This window comes from Leptospira alstonii serovar Sichuan str. 79601 (assembly GCF_000347175.1).
Classification (GTDB): Bacteria; Spirochaetota; Leptospiria; order Leptospirales; family Leptospiraceae; genus Leptospira; species Leptospira alstonii.
Map to the genome: position 1 here is coordinate 110,872 of NZ_ANIK01000008.1, position 16,248 is coordinate 127,119.

General features: G+C 41.9%; 17 protein-coding genes and 1 tRNA gene. 13 read left to right on the forward strand and 5 right to left on the reverse strand.

Annotated features, from left to right (window positions below; translation table 11 throughout):
• Nucleotides 1–23: 23 nt before the first annotated feature.
• From LEP1GSC194_RS02725 to LEP1GSC194_RS02750, 6 genes are all read left to right on the forward strand, one after another.
• The gene (locus tag LEP1GSC194_RS02725) at nucleotides 24–1,562 is read left to right on the forward strand and encodes a DEAD/DEAH box helicase (protein ID WP_036040947.1); all 1,539 of its coding nucleotides are present in this window, start codon (nucleotides 24–26) and stop codon (nucleotides 1,560–1,562) included.
• Between the two features lie 144 nt (nucleotides 1,563–1,706).
• Nucleotides 1,707–3,044 (forward strand): formylglycine-generating enzyme family protein, encoded by a 1,338-nt coding sequence (locus tag LEP1GSC194_RS02730; RefSeq protein ID WP_020772108.1) that lies wholly within the window; start codon nucleotides 1,707–1,709, stop codon nucleotides 3,042–3,044.
• Nucleotides 3,045–3,140: 96 nt separating this feature from the next.
• The gene (locus LEP1GSC194_RS02735; RefSeq protein WP_020772202.1) at nucleotides 3,141–3,779 is read left to right on the forward strand and encodes a DUF2889 domain-containing protein; all 639 of its coding nucleotides are present in this window, start codon (nucleotides 3,141–3,143) and stop codon (nucleotides 3,777–3,779) included.
• A 150-nt stretch (nucleotides 3,780–3,929) separates the two neighbouring features.
• Nucleotides 3,930–4,001: transfer RNA gene (locus LEP1GSC194_RS02740), tRNA-Thr, on the forward strand.
• 48 nt (nucleotides 4,002–4,049) lie between these two features.
• Nucleotides 4,050–4,985, forward strand: coding sequence for an AEC family transporter (locus LEP1GSC194_RS02745; RefSeq protein ID WP_036040950.1), 936 nt, complete (start codon nucleotides 4,050–4,052; stop codon nucleotides 4,983–4,985).
• Nucleotides 4,986–5,068: 83 nt separating this feature from the next.
• The gene (locus LEP1GSC194_RS02750; protein ID WP_020772187.1) at nucleotides 5,069–6,088 is read left to right on the forward strand and encodes an ankyrin repeat domain-containing protein; all 1,020 of its coding nucleotides are present in this window, start codon (nucleotides 5,069–5,071) and stop codon (nucleotides 6,086–6,088) included.
• Nucleotides 6,089–6,418: 330 nt separating this feature from the next.
• Here the strand turns inward: LEP1GSC194_RS02750 and LEP1GSC194_RS02755 are convergent, their stop codons facing one another.
• A complete protein-coding gene (locus LEP1GSC194_RS02755; RefSeq protein WP_020772105.1) occupies nucleotides 6,419–6,976 on the reverse strand; it encodes an LOG family protein in 558 nt (185 codons plus the stop codon).
• 188 nt (nucleotides 6,977–7,164) lie between these two features.
• Here LEP1GSC194_RS02755 and LEP1GSC194_RS02760 point away from each other — a divergent pair, with 188 nt between their 5' ends.
• On the forward strand, nucleotides 7,165–8,436 hold the full coding sequence (locus tag LEP1GSC194_RS02760; protein ID WP_020772204.1) for an LA_2444/LA_4059 family outer membrane protein: 1,272 nt from the start codon (nucleotides 7,165–7,167) through the stop codon (nucleotides 8,434–8,436).
• Nucleotides 8,437–8,675: 239 nt separating this feature from the next.
• Here LEP1GSC194_RS02760 and LEP1GSC194_RS02770 read toward each other — a convergent pair whose 3' ends face one another.
• The gene (locus tag LEP1GSC194_RS02770; protein WP_020772127.1) at nucleotides 8,676–9,197 is read right to left on the reverse strand and encodes a DUF6580 family putative transport protein; all 522 of its coding nucleotides are present in this window, start codon (nucleotides 9,195–9,197) and stop codon (nucleotides 8,676–8,678) included.
• 149 nt (nucleotides 9,198–9,346) lie between these two features.
• On the opposite strand from LEP1GSC194_RS02770, the gene mazG reads away from it, so the two are divergent.
• From mazG to LEP1GSC194_RS02785, 3 genes are read left to right on the forward strand one after another with little or no spacing between them, the layout of a single operon-like run.
• Entirely contained in the window at nucleotides 9,347–10,159 is an 813-nt protein-coding gene (gene mazG, locus LEP1GSC194_RS02775) for a nucleoside triphosphate pyrophosphohydrolase (RefSeq protein WP_020772206.1), read from the forward strand.
• Nucleotides 10,152–10,541, forward strand: coding sequence for an LIC_13241 domain-containing protein (locus tag LEP1GSC194_RS02780; RefSeq protein WP_020772195.1), 390 nt, complete (start codon nucleotides 10,152–10,154; stop codon nucleotides 10,539–10,541). Before mazG ends, LEP1GSC194_RS02780 begins: the two co-directional genes overlap by 8 nt.
• Entirely contained in the window at nucleotides 10,538–11,311 is a 774-nt protein-coding gene (locus LEP1GSC194_RS02785) for a response regulator (RefSeq protein ID WP_020772133.1), read from the forward strand. Before LEP1GSC194_RS02780 ends, LEP1GSC194_RS02785 begins: the two co-directional genes overlap by 4 nt.
• Here LEP1GSC194_RS02785 and LEP1GSC194_RS02790 read toward each other — a convergent pair.
• The 3 genes from LEP1GSC194_RS02790 to LEP1GSC194_RS02800 all read right to left on the reverse strand — a co-directional run bounded on the left by LEP1GSC194_RS02790 (nucleotide 11,308) and on the right by LEP1GSC194_RS02800 (nucleotide 13,898).
• Entirely contained in the window at nucleotides 11,308–11,967 is a 660-nt protein-coding gene (locus LEP1GSC194_RS02790; protein WP_020772188.1) for a hypothetical protein, read from the reverse strand. The two genes, LEP1GSC194_RS02785 and LEP1GSC194_RS02790, sit on opposite strands and share 4 nt — an antisense overlap.
• An 86-nt stretch (nucleotides 11,968–12,053) precedes the next feature.
• Nucleotides 12,054–13,250, reverse strand: a complete 1,197-nt coding sequence (locus LEP1GSC194_RS02795) for an NADP-dependent isocitrate dehydrogenase (RefSeq protein WP_020772209.1) — start codon at nucleotides 13,248–13,250, stop codon at nucleotides 12,054–12,056.
• A 69-nt stretch (nucleotides 13,251–13,319) separates the two neighbouring features.
• Nucleotides 13,320–13,898, reverse strand: a complete 579-nt coding sequence (locus LEP1GSC194_RS02800; RefSeq protein WP_017809552.1) for a hypothetical protein — start codon at nucleotides 13,896–13,898, stop codon at nucleotides 13,320–13,322.
• Nucleotides 13,899–14,201: 303 nt separating this feature from the next.
• On the opposite strand from LEP1GSC194_RS02800, the gene LEP1GSC194_RS02805 reads away from it, so the two are divergent.
• The 3 genes from LEP1GSC194_RS02805 to LEP1GSC194_RS02815 form a co-directional block, all read left to right on the forward strand.
• Nucleotides 14,202–14,621, forward strand: coding sequence for an LIC_13246 family protein (locus tag LEP1GSC194_RS02805; RefSeq protein ID WP_020772154.1), 420 nt, complete (start codon nucleotides 14,202–14,204; stop codon nucleotides 14,619–14,621).
• A 32-nt stretch (nucleotides 14,622–14,653) separates the two neighbouring features.
• On the forward strand, nucleotides 14,654–15,778 hold the full coding sequence (locus tag LEP1GSC194_RS02810; RefSeq protein WP_020772158.1) for a hypothetical protein: 1,125 nt from the start codon (nucleotides 14,654–14,656) through the stop codon (nucleotides 15,776–15,778).
• A 170-nt stretch (nucleotides 15,779–15,948) separates the two neighbouring features.
• Nucleotides 15,949–16,248: IS110 family transposase (locus LEP1GSC194_RS02815; protein WP_020772106.1), on the forward strand; the 300-nt coding region annotated here is incomplete at its 3' end.

Here is a 16,248-nt window from a genome sequence, read left to right on the forward strand (position 1 = left end):
TTTATCGTTTGAAAGGAACATCTATGAAAAAACTCAAGTTTAGCGAACTAAACTTATCCGCCGAAATCCAAAACGCGATTTCGGAAATGGGCTTTGAAGAAGCCTCTCCCATTCAGTCGGAAGCGATTCCGGTCATATTAAAAGGAAAAGACATCATCGGACACGCGCAGACCGGAACCGGAAAAACGGCCGCGTTTGCAATTCCGACGATAGAACTCCTGGAAGTGGCAAGTAAACATCTACAAGCCTTGATTCTTTGTCCTACTCGGGAGCTCGTCATCCAAGTCAGCGAACAATTCCGCAAATTGATGAAATACAAAGGGAACTTTGAAGTCGTACCGGTTTACGGCGGTCAGGAAATAGACAGACAACTCCGAGCGCTTCGCAAAAATCCTCAGATCGTAATCGCAACTCCGGGAAGAATGATGGACCACATGAGAAGGGGTTCCATCCGCCTTGAAGATATCAAAATCGTCGTTCTGGACGAAGCCGACGAAATGTTGGACATGGGTTTTCGCGAAGACATGGAGTTCATTCTAAAAGACACACCTGTGGATCGTCAGACGATCATGTTTTCAGCAACGATGTCGAACGATATCCTTACGTTGATGAAACGATTTCAAAGGCATCCTCAAATCATCGACGTGACTCATCAAAAACTGAGCGCGCCTAAAATCGAACAGATCTATTATGAAATTCAGGAAAACGCAAAAGGGGAGGCCCTTGCGAGGTTGATCGAATACAGAAACGTAAAGCTCGCATTAGTATTCTGTAATACAAAAGCGCAGGTGGACAACGTCGTCGAACTGCTGAAATCGAGAGGTTACTTTGCGGAGGCGCTTCACGGAGACTTGAATCAGAAACAAAGAGACAAGGTAATGAACGGGTTTCGGAACGGAAGTATCGAAATTTTAGTCGCGACGGACGTGGCGGGAAGGGGAATCGACGTCAACAACGTCGAAGCCGTATTCAATTACGACCTTCCGAGAGACGGAGAGGACTATGTACACAGAATCGGTAGAACCGGCAGGGCCGGTAAAAAAGGAATCGCGTTTTCCTTTATCGTCGGGAAACAAATTTACAACATCAAGAAGATCGAACGGATCAACGGAATCAAGATCGAAGCGGGAAAAATTCCAACGTTAGACGATCTCGAAGAAACAAAAATCCATTCCTATACTTCCAAAGTCAGATCCATCGTGGACGCGGGTCATATCGGCAAATACGTAAACCAAGTGGAAAAACTGATGGGAGACGATTACACCGCGCTCGACATCGCCGCCGCCTTGTTTAAGATGACGATTCTTAAAGACAGTGTGACCTTCGACGATTCCGTAAAATTCGAATCCGATTTTAAATACGATGAAAAAAATCCTCCTAAAAAGAAATCCGGCGGCGGAAGATATAGGGATCGGAATTTTGGAAGGTCGGAGCCGAGGTCCAAATCGAGTTCGAGTTCACATTCCGGCAATAGTAGTTCCGGCAACGGATCTCGCTCTAAATTCTCCCAGGGAGATAAAAAACCGAGCGGAGCCCCTTCCTTCAAAAAAAAGAAAAAGTAAGAACGAACTTTAATAAAGTCCGTTTAAAGTCTGGACGAAAAGTTTTTGAAACGGACCCCGCTTAAAATTCTTTTCCAAATCGGAAATTTATGCCGAAACTAATAACAGAAAACCGTCCTTTCAAAAAAAGGTCGGTCGGGCATTATGATTTTCGATTCCATTTTTAAACTCAAACGATTCATCGTAATTCTTTTCCTTTTTGCCGTAGGATTTACGACTTCTTTATTCACTCAAGACCAAGAAAAGGAAGAATCCTCTCTCAACATGAGAATGGTTCCGCTTTGGAAAGGAGAAGTGGAAGCGGTTTATAGCGGAAAAGGGAAAGTAAAAATTCGAATTCGAAGAGGTTCGATCTTTTACGGAAAGGAAGAAGAGGAAATCAAAGCCGTCCTGGAAAAAAAAACTCAATACGCGGTCTTACAAAAAAATCCCGAAAAAGAAATCGGCTCCTTTTTTATCCGCCAAATCTCGGTCGCTTATCAAACAAATTCGTCAGGAAAGAAGGCCTCCGAAATCGAACTCTACGGTTCATTTACGGCAAATTCGGGCGTGCCGGAAAAACTCCTCACGGCGGGAACTTTCATTCAGGACTATAAACAAGAAATAGCTTATATAGAACCGGGCGCTTTCTTCACCGAGGATAAAAGAAGAACCAAGCCCGCAAAACAACTCAGACATCCGAAAGACGGAAAGGAAATGGTTCTCGTATTCGGAGGTTACGAACAAAACGGAGAATCGTTTTACGAGTCCATGGGATTTTTTCTCCACGGTCAAGGCGACGAACCTTCGGAAGACAGTTACAATCCGTTTTACTTCAAACCCGAACGAGGAAACCTTCAGGACATTTCCTCTTTTTACATTGATAAATACGAAGTTACAAATCAAGAATATTCAAAATTCTTAAAAGAAACGAATACTCCTCCTCCGCCTCATTGGAAAGGCGGAATATACGCGGCGGGAAAAGAACATCATCCCGTAAACGGAATCACTTACAGAGAAGCGGAAACTTACGCGCGCTGGTCCGGCAAACGACTTCCTACCGAAATGGAATGGGAAAAGGCCGCCCGCGGAACCGGTATAACTTGGATGATCAATCGGGACGAATCCTATTCCTTTTTTCCAAATGCCTTGGAATATCCTTTCGGAAACGATTTCGATTCTTCCTTATGCAATACTCTCGAAAGCAAAAAAATGGATACGATCTCCGTCTACGAACTTGCGAAAAAATCGGCGAGTCCCTACGGAGCGATCGGAATGTGCGGGAACGTAGCGGAGTGGACGAGTTCGGATTATCTTCCGTATCCGGGACATTCGCTCAAAAGAAACGCATTCGGAAAAATGCATAAAGTTATTCGAGGCGGATCTTTTTCCTCGGCAAAGGAAGAATCCACAACGTATTTCCGATCCTTCGGAGGAATTCCGAATTTAAAAACGGATCGTAGGGCGGGAATTCGGCTCGTCTGGGATCTACCCGGAAAATAAACGGAAAAAATCCTTTAGCGAATTCAATCTCTTTAAAAGATGATCCTAGAAGAATCGGAAAATGTTTTAAACGTTTCTTCGGAATAAGAGGTTTGAATGAATACGTTGCAGGAGCTTAAGGAAAGGATTCGTTTTCGGAATACGGACTTCCAAAGAAATTATGAAAGTAGGTACTATTGGTTTCCGGAAGAGTCCCCTCCGTTTTGTATCATCGAAGTAAACCAATACGATCCCTATCACGATATGACTTTGTATCTCGAAGTCGATCTTACCACGTTGAAAATCGTAAAATCGGGCGTAGACGAAAAAAGGGTGCCTTACGAGACCTGTCCCGCCGCGGTTAAAGCATACGATTATTTAGTCGGAGAGGAAATGTCCTACGTAAAACTGATGAATCGTTTTCCGGCGGATAAAACGTTAGGCTGTCTTCATATCAACGAACTGATTCAAAACGCCGCGATGAATTTTCACTCCGCATACGCTTTTTATCTCAAAGAAAGAAATTTTCCCGCTCAATTCGACGAGTATAAAATGTACGAAGGAAACCTTCCCGCTCGAGAAAGAAGGGAAATCGGAAGGCATTGGTGGATGAAAGACAGAGGTGTCAAAAATTCCTGTTATTCTTTTTCCTCGCGTCACGAAAAACCGGAACTTAAGGACCAGGTGAAACATCTTGACAGCATTACTGCAATGATGGTAAAAGAATTTAAGAAGTCGAAGAAAAACGAATCCTGAATTTTTTCCGTTGTCCGATCTACAATCTACTTTTACTTAGGTAGCACATTTACGGACAAGGCGGATGATGTGGTCTTCGTAAAAAAAGAACGTTCGAGTTTGTTTTTCGGAAACCGTATTCAAGATTTTTCATTCTTCGAATCGACAAACGCCCGCTTAGCTCAGGGGTAGAGCATTTCCCTCGTAATGAAAAGGTCGCCGGTTCAATTCCGGCAGCGGGCTAATTCTAAATCTCTTGCCCTATTGCAGACACGATAGACTTTGTACATCGTGTCTCATCTAATACTCATTCCGGTTTGTCTTATAGGAGGTTGGGTACTCAAACGAGGAAAAATTTTTCCCGAAAACTCGGGGCTCGTTCTTGGAAATTTCGTAGTCTATATTTCCCTTCCTTCTCTAATTTTAGCTAACGTTCCGACGATGAAACTCGAAACGTCTCTTGGTTTTTTGGCCTTGATGCCTTGGTTGATCTTCGGGCTTTCGGTCGCATTTTTTTATACGATCGGAAAATTCTTCGATTGGGATTCGGAAACGAAAATCGTAACGACACTTTGTTGCGGATTGGGGAACACGTCTTTTTTAGGACTTCCCGTCTTACGAGTGTTCTACGGAGAGGAAGTCACCAACTCGGTATTAATCATAGATCAGTTCGGAACGTTTCTTTGCCTTGCGATTCCCGGATTTATTCTCGCGTTACGTTTTCTATCCGAGAAAGACCGAAAAAAAAGCGGAAATCCGATTAGATCCATTTTACAAAAGCTTTTTACTTTCCCTCCTTTTCTTGCTTTACTTTTTTCGTTTTTCCTCAGACTTTTCACCATTCCGGAATCGATCCTTTCCGTACTTGAAATTTTGGGGGAAACATTAGTGCCGATCGCATTATTTACCGTTGGATTTCAAATGGAATTCCCGGCTTTGGGTTCTAAATCCGAGAACTTCATCCAACCCCTATTGGTCGGCCTCATTTATAAATTGCTCTTCGCTCCGATTCTGATATTTCTAATATATCATTTTTTAAACGTGAATCAGAGTCGCTTGCGGATAACGGTGTTAGAAGCCGGAATGGCGCCGATGATCACAGCGTCCATCGTTTGTATTCAGATGGGTTTCAGGCCCTCGCTTGCAGCCGCTTTTCCGGGACTTGGAATCCTGCTCTCGATTCCGACTTTGTTCTTATTCTATATGATATTGGAGAATTTTGTCTGACTGATTTTTCAGAATCACTGACCGACCTATTTTCCGCGGTTAAAACCGGAAAAACGGAAGAAATTCAAAAACTCCTTACCGCCATGGAAGGAGAACAGATCCTCATCGATTGGCTAAAAGACTATAGAGACAATTACGGATCGGGAGTTTTATCTTGGGCTGTAAAAAACGGGGATCAGGAAGCGATCGAACTTCTACTCGGAGCCGGAGCTGAACCGGATGAAACGAACGCAAGGGGGGAAACTCCCCTTTTGACATCTTTAGATCAAGGCAATCAAGATTTAACCCGAATCTTTTTGGAAGCGGGAGCGGACACGGATAAAAAGGATTTTGCGGGAAATACTCCTCTTACAAAAGCGGTGAGTACCGGAGACGTGGAAATCGTGGAAATGGTTTTTGAAAACGATTACTCGCCGACACCGGACTTGGAAGAAAGAAACGGAGAAGGATATACTCCTCTTCTTTTAGCGGTGGATTTGGGACACTTTGAAATCGCGGAATATCTTCTGGATAAGGGCGCCGATTGTTTAAAAAAAAATTCGGAAGGAAGGACCATTCTCCATCTTACCGCACTTCATAACGATTTCGAAATATTGGATCTATTCCTATCAAAAGAAGAAACAAAAACAATTTTGGAAGACAGAGACGCGGACGGAAATACGGCGCTTCTTCTCGCGGCTTCGCACGATAGCGTGGAATGTTTGGAAAAACTTCTGAAAGTCGGAGCGGATCTTTTACAAATAAACGCGAACGGAAAAACCGGATTGGAAGAAGCGGAAAGACAGAAATACCATCACGTTTCTAAAATTTTTAAAAAAGCCCTTACCGAAAAATTATTTTTTGCCGCCGAACACGGAGAAGACGAGTTATGTCGAAACATTCTTCAAATCGGAATTTCTCCGAACCCGATCGATCCGGAAGGAAACACGCCGCTCCACATCGCGATCATTCATGATCGGATTTCCACGGCGGAAGTATTGTTGAGCTTGAACGCGTCTCCGTTCTTAAAAAATCTGGAAGGAAAATCTCCTTTAGACATCGCAAAAGAAGAAGAGAAAATAGAATTGATTCGGTTGTTGGAACCGGAGCCGGAAAAAGAGTAAAAACGTTTCAAGCGGATAGATTTTAGGAGTTAGGACCTTACATTCTTTTTGCAAGTAAAAAGTCCCACTCTTGTCGGAACACTCCCATTTTAGATGTTAGGGACGAGTGGATAGGAATTAGGAACAGTCGTATGTTATGTACACTAACCCCTAGTTCCTAAACCCTCGTCACTTGAAACGCTTGCGTTTCATCGTACATAAAGTCCTAATCACTCGCCACTCGAAACGTGCCTTCCAATTCCAAAATCCTTCTCGACTTGCGGGTAACGTTATGCCAGAGAACAAACGGCATCGAGCTTTTTCAAAACCGTTCTATATTACGATTTTCTTTTAAATAAAACGTCGGCTCAGTCGATCGAGTAATTCTTCGGGATCGTTCGAAACGATCAGACCGTTTTTAGTTTCCGGATCTAAAAAACCGTCCTCCACCATTCTCCCCAATTGTTTGAGCAAATAATCGAAATAACCGTTTACATTGAGCAAACCCAATGGTTTTGAAATCAGCTTCAATTGATTCCAAGTTGTAATTTCCACGAGTTCGTCCAGAGTTCCGATTCCTCCCGGTAACGCGATAAAACCGGAGGACTTTTCATACATTCTAAACTTTCTTTCGTGCATGGAAGAAACGATCATAAGATCTTTGACTCGATCGTGTTTTACCTCTTTGATGGAAAGAAAATCGGGAATGATTCCCGATACCCCTCCCCCTTTTTCCATCACCGCGTCGGCGATCGTCCCCATAATACCGCAGGACGCTCCTCCAAAAACCAAATCGAAGTTTTTTTCAACGAGCAATCGGCCCAAATCCCGAGCCGCCTCGGTATAAATCGGATTGGTCCCCGAACGGGAACCGCAAAAAACACAAACCGCCAATTTGGTTAAACTCATAATCACTCTTGTTATTTCTATTTGGATAGGATCGTTTCGAAACTTGTTTCAGAACGTAAACATTCGATAAGATCGTTCTATCTCGTTATTTTTAGCGAAGAGAATTTTGTAACGTTTTTCTTTTTCCATACTCGGGAAAAAAATGTTTGAATTCTTTCGTCTTACCTATCTCTCACTGCTTAGAACCTATGAAAAAGCAAATTCAAAGATCAATCCCCTTCTTCCTTTTTACGGTCTTTTTCCTCTTGTTTCAAACGAGCGTAATCGGACAAAACGATTTATCTCAATCCAATCCGGATGTTTTGGAAAAAGAAGCCGACGAACTCGAAATCAAAGCGGGCAAGGCCCAAGATCCGATCACTAGAAAAAGGTTGATTCTCGAAGTTCAGAGAAAGAGAAATGAAGCCAGCGAACTTAGAAATAAACTTCACGAACAAGAACTTGCCAAAACTCCGAAAGGAGCTACGTTTGAAATCACGTTTCTATTCCACCAAACAAATTGGGTTCCGGAATCGTTAGCGAGAAGGCAAAACGTTTCCGTCAACGAGACTAACACCCTTCTTTATACAAACGGACTTTATCGGAATATCGATACGATCGCGAGAAACGGAAATTTCGACGCGCACACGATCAACAACACCGGAAGTTTTTATTCCAATCCCCAAGGAAACACGAAAACCGCGTATCCGATTCGATTCTTATTCTTAACCGAGTCCAAAAAGTTCGGAGTGGAAGCGACGTTCCTGGATCTTAGAATCAATCCTTCCTATTCCTCGGTGAATGTAAATCCGACTTCGGGAAACTTGAACCAAACCTATAGTTTGTACGGTCCGGAGCTTCGAAGAACGGATATTCAATTGAACTTTCTTTACTTTTTTGAAACTGGATCCGGAACCAGAATCGGACCTTCCTTAGGAATCCGTAACTTGGATACGTATTCCAAAGAATACGGAAACTTACCCGGAGGACTGGGTTTCGGAAATATGGAAGAAAAAGCCGGCGGTTTAGGTCCTCAAATCGGATTTAGAATCGTTAAGAAACTGAACAATTTCTTTCAGTTTCACGCAAACGCCGATTACTTTAGAACATTAGGAAAATATCATCTAAAGACGAACGGAAGTACGACCTATAACGGCGCTCAAAACTTTTTAGTTACTGAAACTGCGGGCTCTGCGGGAGAAAACCTCGTCAAAAGAGGCGGTTATCAAATCGATACGGGGCTTTCTTTTTTAAGAACGAGTTGGCTCAAATTTACGTTCGGTTTTCAATATACGGAGATGAGATCCTCCGTCACCGGATACAACTACGACGCGAATTTGTTATTTCCGGATATCATCAGTTCGACCGCGCTGAATACGGTCACAAAAACGGTGGACTTGACTACGACAAGACCCGCGCTTCAAAAGGAAGTGATCGATACCTATTACGGATTTTATTTGGGAGTTTCTCTGACTCTTTAAAATTAGAGTTGTTGAAAAATTAATTTTCTTCTCTTTCTTTTTTTAACAAAAAGAACGAATAACGCCATTTTGTTAAAAGCAGATATGGAATTTTTCAAAAACTCTAATATAAAAATTCTCAAGAGAATTCTTTTTATGAATGCTAGCCTAGTTTTGCGGAAAGGAAAAAAAGATAAAAGAGAAGACAACCTTCGAAAACTCTTCCGAGTCAACGAAGGCAAGTTGTTCAAAGAAAAAATTTATTTAACGGGAACGGGCGCGAGTTTCATCCAACCCAATTTTTCGATCAGTGCAAATCCGCCGAAAAGAACGGTCGTATAAAACGCGTCTCCCAAAAGAGAATTTTGAAAGAAAGGAAGCGCCATGATAAAACACTGAACGAGTCCGTTCAAATCATAGGAATAATATCCGATCAGCCATACGTAAAAGTTGGTGAAGACAAAGAAAAAGACCGACCCGCTCAAAGATAAAAATACGAGTTTTCCGACGGAAAAAGAAGTTCTCAACTGCCATCCCGCCATAACCAACAGTAATGATATACCGTAAACCGGAATCATTTGATCGTGAAATCCGATCAGCAAGTCGCTGATAAAAAGGCCGCATATCGGAAGAAACAGGGACAGTCGTTTAGAAACAAAATGGGCTCCCGCAAAAAGGGAAATCGCGAGAATCGGCGTAAAATTAGCGGGATGTGGAAAATAACGACTCGCAACCGCAACCAGAATGAGTGAAAGAACGATAAGACTTTTTGAACGTATCATAAAGCGCCTATAAAGTATTTTTTTTGTACTATACTTCAGTTTTACGGCTCCCGTCAATCCAATCCCGATTAAACGAAATGAAAAAGAGTGCAGACTTTACTCGGCGATAAAAAATTGGAACAAAACTCCGTTGTTCTTGGAGGAAACGTATGCACTCAAAATCACTTACGGATGAAATCGGTAAACTCCAAGAAGTTACTGCTATTCTTCGAGGAGAAAACGGATGTCCTTGGGATAAGGAACAAGATCATCAGACTCTGGTTCCGTATCTGATCGAAGAATCTCAAGAAGTCATCGAAGCAATCCTAAAGAACGACGACGAGCTTCTCAAAGAAGAATTGGGCGATCTACTATTTCAAGTCGTGTTTCACGCAAGACTTGCGGAAGAAAGAAACGCTTTCAACTTAGGAGACATAGCCAAAGGTATTTCGGATAAACTCATTTTTAGGCATCCTCATGTATTTAAGCCGGAGGAACCGACACTTTCTTCTTCTCAAGAAGTTTTGGAAAATTGGGAAAAGATCAAGGATAAGGAAAAAAAGAAATCAAACGACTCGTCTATTTTTTCGAATGTTCCCGAGAATTTCTCTTCCCTTTTAAAAGCGGAGAAATATCAAAAGAAGGCCGCTAAAGTCGGATTTGACTGGAAGAACATTTCGGATGTGCATGGAAAAGTTAGGGAAGAAATGGAAGAATTCTTAGCCGAGTTCGGTTGTGTCAAAACAAACGGCGGCAATCAAGTTCGTATCGAAGAAGAATTCGGGGATCTATTATTCAGCTTGGTAAATTTAGGAAGACATCTCGGAATTTCCTCCGAATCCGCACTCACAAGAACTAACGCAAAGTTTAAGAAAAGATTTCAATACATAGAAAAGACCTTACAAGCCAGCGGTAAAACTCCGAACGATTCCGACTTGGAAGAAATGGATCGTCTTTGGGACGAGGCGAAAGAAAATGAATGAACCGGATTCATTCGAAAAGAGAATCGAACAAACGGAAACTTTGATTTCTTTTCTTTCCGAACATTTTTTTTTGGAACTTAAATCGAATTCGGAAGAATGGCCGCGAACCTATGAATTTACTCATCTGGAAAAAAGTTATAAGACGATGTTTTCTCTTTTCGGTTCCTTTACTTTGATTCCGAACGATACAAAACGGGTTGAGGGAACTTCTCCGATTTATTATCTCAGCCTAAGTACGAACTCCGATCAACAACTCGTTTGGACCAAACCGGACGGAGAAATCACGAACGATCGGCAACAAATCCTCGACGAGCTGAAAAAATACATTCAAATTTTTGAAACTTCCATTTCAGAGATCGACCGAAAGGAAAAGAAAATTTGAAGGTGCTCGTTTTAGATTCCGGTACAACCGTCAGAAAAATAATATCGTCTTTTTTTCCGGCGGAAGACTTTCAAATCGTCGAAGCGGGCTCGGCAAAGGAAGGATTGGATCTTACTTTTCGGGAAAATTTCGATCTAATCACGATCGGAATGATTCTTCCCGACTCCGACGGATTTACGGTCTGCAAAACCATTCGAAACGGCCTGCGGGAAAACAAAGACAGTATATGCAAAAATTCTAAAATATATCTGATCACTTCCGGAGATATCGAAGCCAACCGTACAAAATCCATAGAATTCGGTTTTGACGGGATTTTTCCGAAACCTTCCGGAATCGACGAATTCAAAATAGTAATTAAGGAAATCATAAAACTCTCTTATCAATCGAATTCTATCGAATCGCAAAAAGCGGGAAAAATTCTCATCATAGACGACTCGGAACTGAATTTGCTTCTTTTAGGAAAAATTCTGGAAAAAAACGGCTACTCTTTCCAGGCGTTTACGGAAGGAAAAAAGGCGTACGAATATCTTCAATCGTTCGGCGAAGAAATCTCCTATATTCTCACGGACTGGATTATGCCCGACTTTTCGGGAGAGGAACTTGTGGAAGCGATCCGCAAGGAGGAAAAATTCAATGATATTCCGATCGCGGTAATTACGGGACTCGAAGAAAACGAGGATTTCAGGATCTCAGTCTCTCAAAGAAACGTCTACGTCCTTCATAAACCGTATTTTGAAAGAAAAATTTTAGAGTACATTCGAAAAATTTAATTTACGGCGGGGAATTGAATTTCCCGAATCACGTCCGGATGACAGTCGGTTCTGAATTCTCCCGAAAAAGATTTTAAACCGGAAAACCACTGTCCGTTTTCATACTGTAAATCGTTCCAATACAAGAACAAAGTCGTATCTCCGAATTGATTGTTCAAGGAAATCTGTTGAATCTCGCCGGCCGGAGAAGGTTCCTTGAAAAATGTCTCTCCCGAAAAGGAAATCATCTGGATTTGATACGGCTCGGCTCGATAGGGAGTTCCTTCCTTTCGTTTATTGGAAGGTTTGAGTTTCCATCCGGTGATTTTGATCTTGGAAACCTCTTCAAGCTTTAAAGATTTTGAATATACGATATTGCTTTTTTTATGTTGAAATTTGAATTCAATCGGAGGATTTTTCCAAAAACCTTCCACGTCCCGACCGTCGCAAAAAATCACTTTGATCTTTTTTTCCCCCTTTTCATCCACCCCGGTACCGTTTTGTTTTTCGGCTTCCCCCCTTTGATTTCTGGAATCTCCCACCGTCGGTTCCACGGGTAATGTCGGTTCTTTGGGAGCTTTTTGAGAATCCAAAGAAACCGCGAAAAGTAAAAAGAAGAATACGAACAGCCGTTTCAAACAAAGAATCCGATTCAGAATCAAAGCCTTATTTTTCATGGTCGTCGTTGAAATTCCCGACCCGGCGGACCCGCGTAAAAAGACGACTGCGAGCGATCCCGGCCGGAAATTTTTATTTTAAACGATTAAAGTTTTTTCTGGATCGCTTCCATGAACTGAAAAGTATCCAGAGCCTTTGCATTCTGATCCGTGCAGAGAAGAGTCAAATCCTTAGTCATCTCTCCGCCTTCGATCGTATCGATCACTGCCTTTTCAAGTTTATGACCGAAAGCGGTTACGTCCGGAGTTCCGTCCAATTCTCCCCTTTTGATCAGGGCTCCCGTCCAAGCAAAGATGGAAGCTACGGAATTTGTGGAAGTCGTTTCCCCTTGTTGGTATTTACGGTAATGTCTGGTTACGGTTCCGTGAGCGGCTTCGTATTCGAATTTTCCGTCCGGAGAAACGAGCACGGATGTCATGAGTCCCAAAGATCCGAACCCGGATGCGACCATATCGCTCATCACATCCCCGTCGTAGTTCATCAGAGCCCAGAGCATTCCGCCCTCGTTTTTCATAATCTGAGCGACCGCGTCGTCTATGAGATAATACGAATATTCGATTCCCGCTTTTTTAAGATCTCCGGCTTTGGCTTTTGCAAGCTCGTCGAAAATCGCGCGAAATCTAGCGTGATACTTTTTAGAAATGGTGTCTTTTGTCGCGAACCAAAGATCGATCTTTTCGGAAATCGCATAATTAAAACAAGCCTGAGCAAAACTAAGAATGGATTTATCCAAGTTATGCTGACCCATAATTACACCCGCTCCGTCGAAGTCGTGAATCAAGGCTCTTTGTTTTTCCTTTCCGTCTTTTCCGGTATAAACGAGTTCCACTTTTCCGGGTTCGGGAATATAAAGTTCGGTGTCCTTATAAAGATCCCCGTAAGCGTGACGTCCTACCGTGATCGGCTTTTTCCAAGAACGAACCGCCGGGGGAATGTTTTTTACGATGATCGGTTTACGGAAAACGGTACCGTCGAGAATGGAACGAATAGTTCCGTTAGGCGATTTCCATTCTTGTTTGAGATTGTATTCTTTAACTCTGTCTTGGTTCGGAGTGATGGTAGCGCATTTAACGCCGACTCCGTATTTTTGAATCGCGTGCGCGGAATCCACGGTAACTTTATCGTCCGTTTTGTCCCTATACTCCACGCCTAAATCATAATAGTCCAGTTCGATATCGAGATACGGATGAATGAATCTATCCTTGATCTCCTTCCAGATGATCCTAGTCATCTCGTCCCCATCCAGCTCTACGAGCGGGGTTTTTACCTTGATCTTTGCCATTGAATTCTCCTTTAAAATTTTACGATGATGTAATAATAGAATATTATTCTGTTCTAAAGTTTTGATACGTTATTGGGAAGGAAAATTCGGATTCTCCGTGATTTTCATGATCCCGTTTCTAAGCCAAGTAAGGTTCTGCATTTCGAAATAATTGATCGCAACCGGAAGTGAAACGATTCCGATCACGGAGAAGTAACGGTATTTCAACGAATCTTTTTTATTCAGACCTTGGATCGTTTTTTCAAGTTTGGCGAGAATCCTTTTCCAACGAAGAAAAAGCGGTTTTAGTTCCGGATTACAATCTTCGAAAAAAAGTTCTTCCGCACTTTGAGTTATGATTTCCTTGAGGCCGATCGGCAACGCAGGCGAGCCGAATTGATCCCGAAAACGAACCAAATCCTTTTCGATGTCTTCTTCGGATTGCCTTGCGATCGGGAGAATGGAACTGATTCCTACGGAAATCGGAAGCGAAACCCGAAGAAAAAAATCACCCGCAACCATACCTTGCAGAAAGGAACGAACCGATTCCCCCCGCGACTCGACCGAAAAATCAAGCTGCTTGGAACTCAAATTCTTGGTGGTTTGAATGATATATTGGGTCAGCTTGATTTTTTCTGTCCAAAATATAGCCAATAGATCGGATTCCATAGTTCTGAATGATACTATTTTGATTTTCGCTTTTTTAGCAAGATTTATTAAAAGGAAGTCTTTTAAGCGGAAAACCGAAATTCCTTAAAGAATATCCGAATAGTTTAACCTAAAACTACGATTTCCGTTTTGAAAAATCCGAAACATTTAAAAAAAGGAATCCTCAAAATCTGCAACTTTTGTTTTGAAAGCCGATTCCCTCGCGCATCAAACCGCAATTTTTTCTTTTTCATTTCAAAAAAATCGGGTTCTACGCCGCCCCGAATTCTCCTTTCCGGAACCGTTTTCAGAGAGGTAAAAAATATGGAGAACTCAATCGATCCGAAACGGGAAGAATGGAGGAAGCTGATTTCAAGAAAGGACGACTTTCGAAAGATCGTATCGACGTTAAACAACTTTTACATCCCGAAAATTCCGTTCTCAAAACTGGACGAAGGACAAAAAATAAGAGTTCAACTGGCAAAGGGAAAGATTAAAAACTTCGACGTATTTCTAAAAAAGACGGGCGATCACGAGTTCGTAATCTTTTTGAAAGTCGCGGATGGGTTCGAATCCTGGATTCATCAGGACGGAGTCGGACTTGCAAAAGAGCATTTCTTGAAAGAGGGAAAAACCGATCACCTTGTTTTTCGATTTCCTTGTATCGGCGAGCTTTACGAAAAACACAGCGATTTTGTTCGAGAAGACGAAATGAAAACTCCGAACGCAAAAGATTCTGCTTGATCATTTTTCTTCCGGACTTAAGGATCTTCGGAATGTTCAAACAAATCGGTTCGGAAAAAAGTTCGAATCCAGCTCTTCTTAAATTCAGGAAGTTCTTATTCTGGATTTTTTGTTTTTTTCTCGCGTTCAACGGAACACTCAAAGCGGACGATTCTCCGGTTCTAAAAAAAGCCGGACTCAAAGACTTTTCTTTTCAACCTTATACGCAAGAAGGTTATTTTCAGGCTTGGAACTATTCTTATAGAGACGATAAAACCTTTATCTACGCGACCTTTCTTGTGAGCAACTTAGGTCCGGGAACGAAAAACTGCGGGATCAGTTTGGTGATTCACACGTTAGGCGAAGGAACCGAATTTATCACGAAAGAATTTTCCGCAAAAGAATTAACCGCGGAAAAAGGAAAATTTGATCTCAAAATAGAAAACAACCGAATGAACCTCAATGGGGAAGGAATCGAAATCCAACAAGACACGGAGAATATTAAATTATTCTTATCTTTTAAATCGGATCTGAAACAAGGCGTTTCTCTTTCCGGAGGTAAACATACGGTCAAGGATCCGAACGGATTTGTACAAGCGGACATTGCGTATTCGTTTCAATCCGCTTGGGGTTATTTGATCCAAGACGGAAAAAAGAAGGAACTTCTCGGAACCGGCGGCTTGGAACATCTTCTTACGAACTACGAAGTTTACAAATACAGTCGGAGATGGGAGCTTTTTCGCTCGATCAACGGAAAAGAATTTCGTTTTTATACGGGAGGTTTTTTAGGAAACGATTCTTTTCCCGGAGGTTACTTTAGAACCGCCGCGCTTCTGAACCCCGAAGGAAAAACGGTCGTTTCGGGTAAAATCACCAAGTTTGAAGTGCTGGAAACGGAAAAGGAACCTTTTTCGGGATACGATCTTCCGCTTCGGGAAAAAATTTATTTTGAAGACGGTTGTTTTGCGGAGCTCGTTAGAAAACAATCGGTCGGCAGTATCAACGTTCTTTCCAATATTTCTTCCGTACTTCGATTTTTTATCCGTTTGTTTTTTGCAAAGCCGTATCAGATCTATTCATTAGCGGATTTGAATGTATCTTGTCCGGGTAAAATTTTACCGGCGGGTTCGCTCGACACCTTTAGCGGGATTCTTTCGTATTATTTGATCAATCCTTAAAATTGGTTTTAAGAACCAAGAGTTTATTTCTTTTTTATTTGATGAGAATCGTCAAAACTTGGATTTGTATGTAGAAATTTAGACAAAATGGCGCCCCTTCTGGGCTTGAAAACCGTGGGTTAGATGCGAAGCATTTACCACAAAACAAGAAAACCAACAGAAGGAACGTAATGAAAAGAAAAGTATATGTAGGAATGGATGTCCACAAAGAAACGATCAGTATCGCGTATTTAACGAGCAATTCAAAGAAACTGGTGAAAGAACAACAGATAAAGCATAATGAGGTTCAGATTAAAAAATTTGTAACCAAACTGAAATCGGAATGGAACGAAATACATTGTTGTTACGAAGCAGGAGTAACCGGGTATCCACTTTACAGATATTTAAATTCCTTAGGAGTGAATTGCACATTGATAGCACCGGGCAAGATCCCAAGACAAAGTTCGGACAAAATCAAAACGGATAAAAGA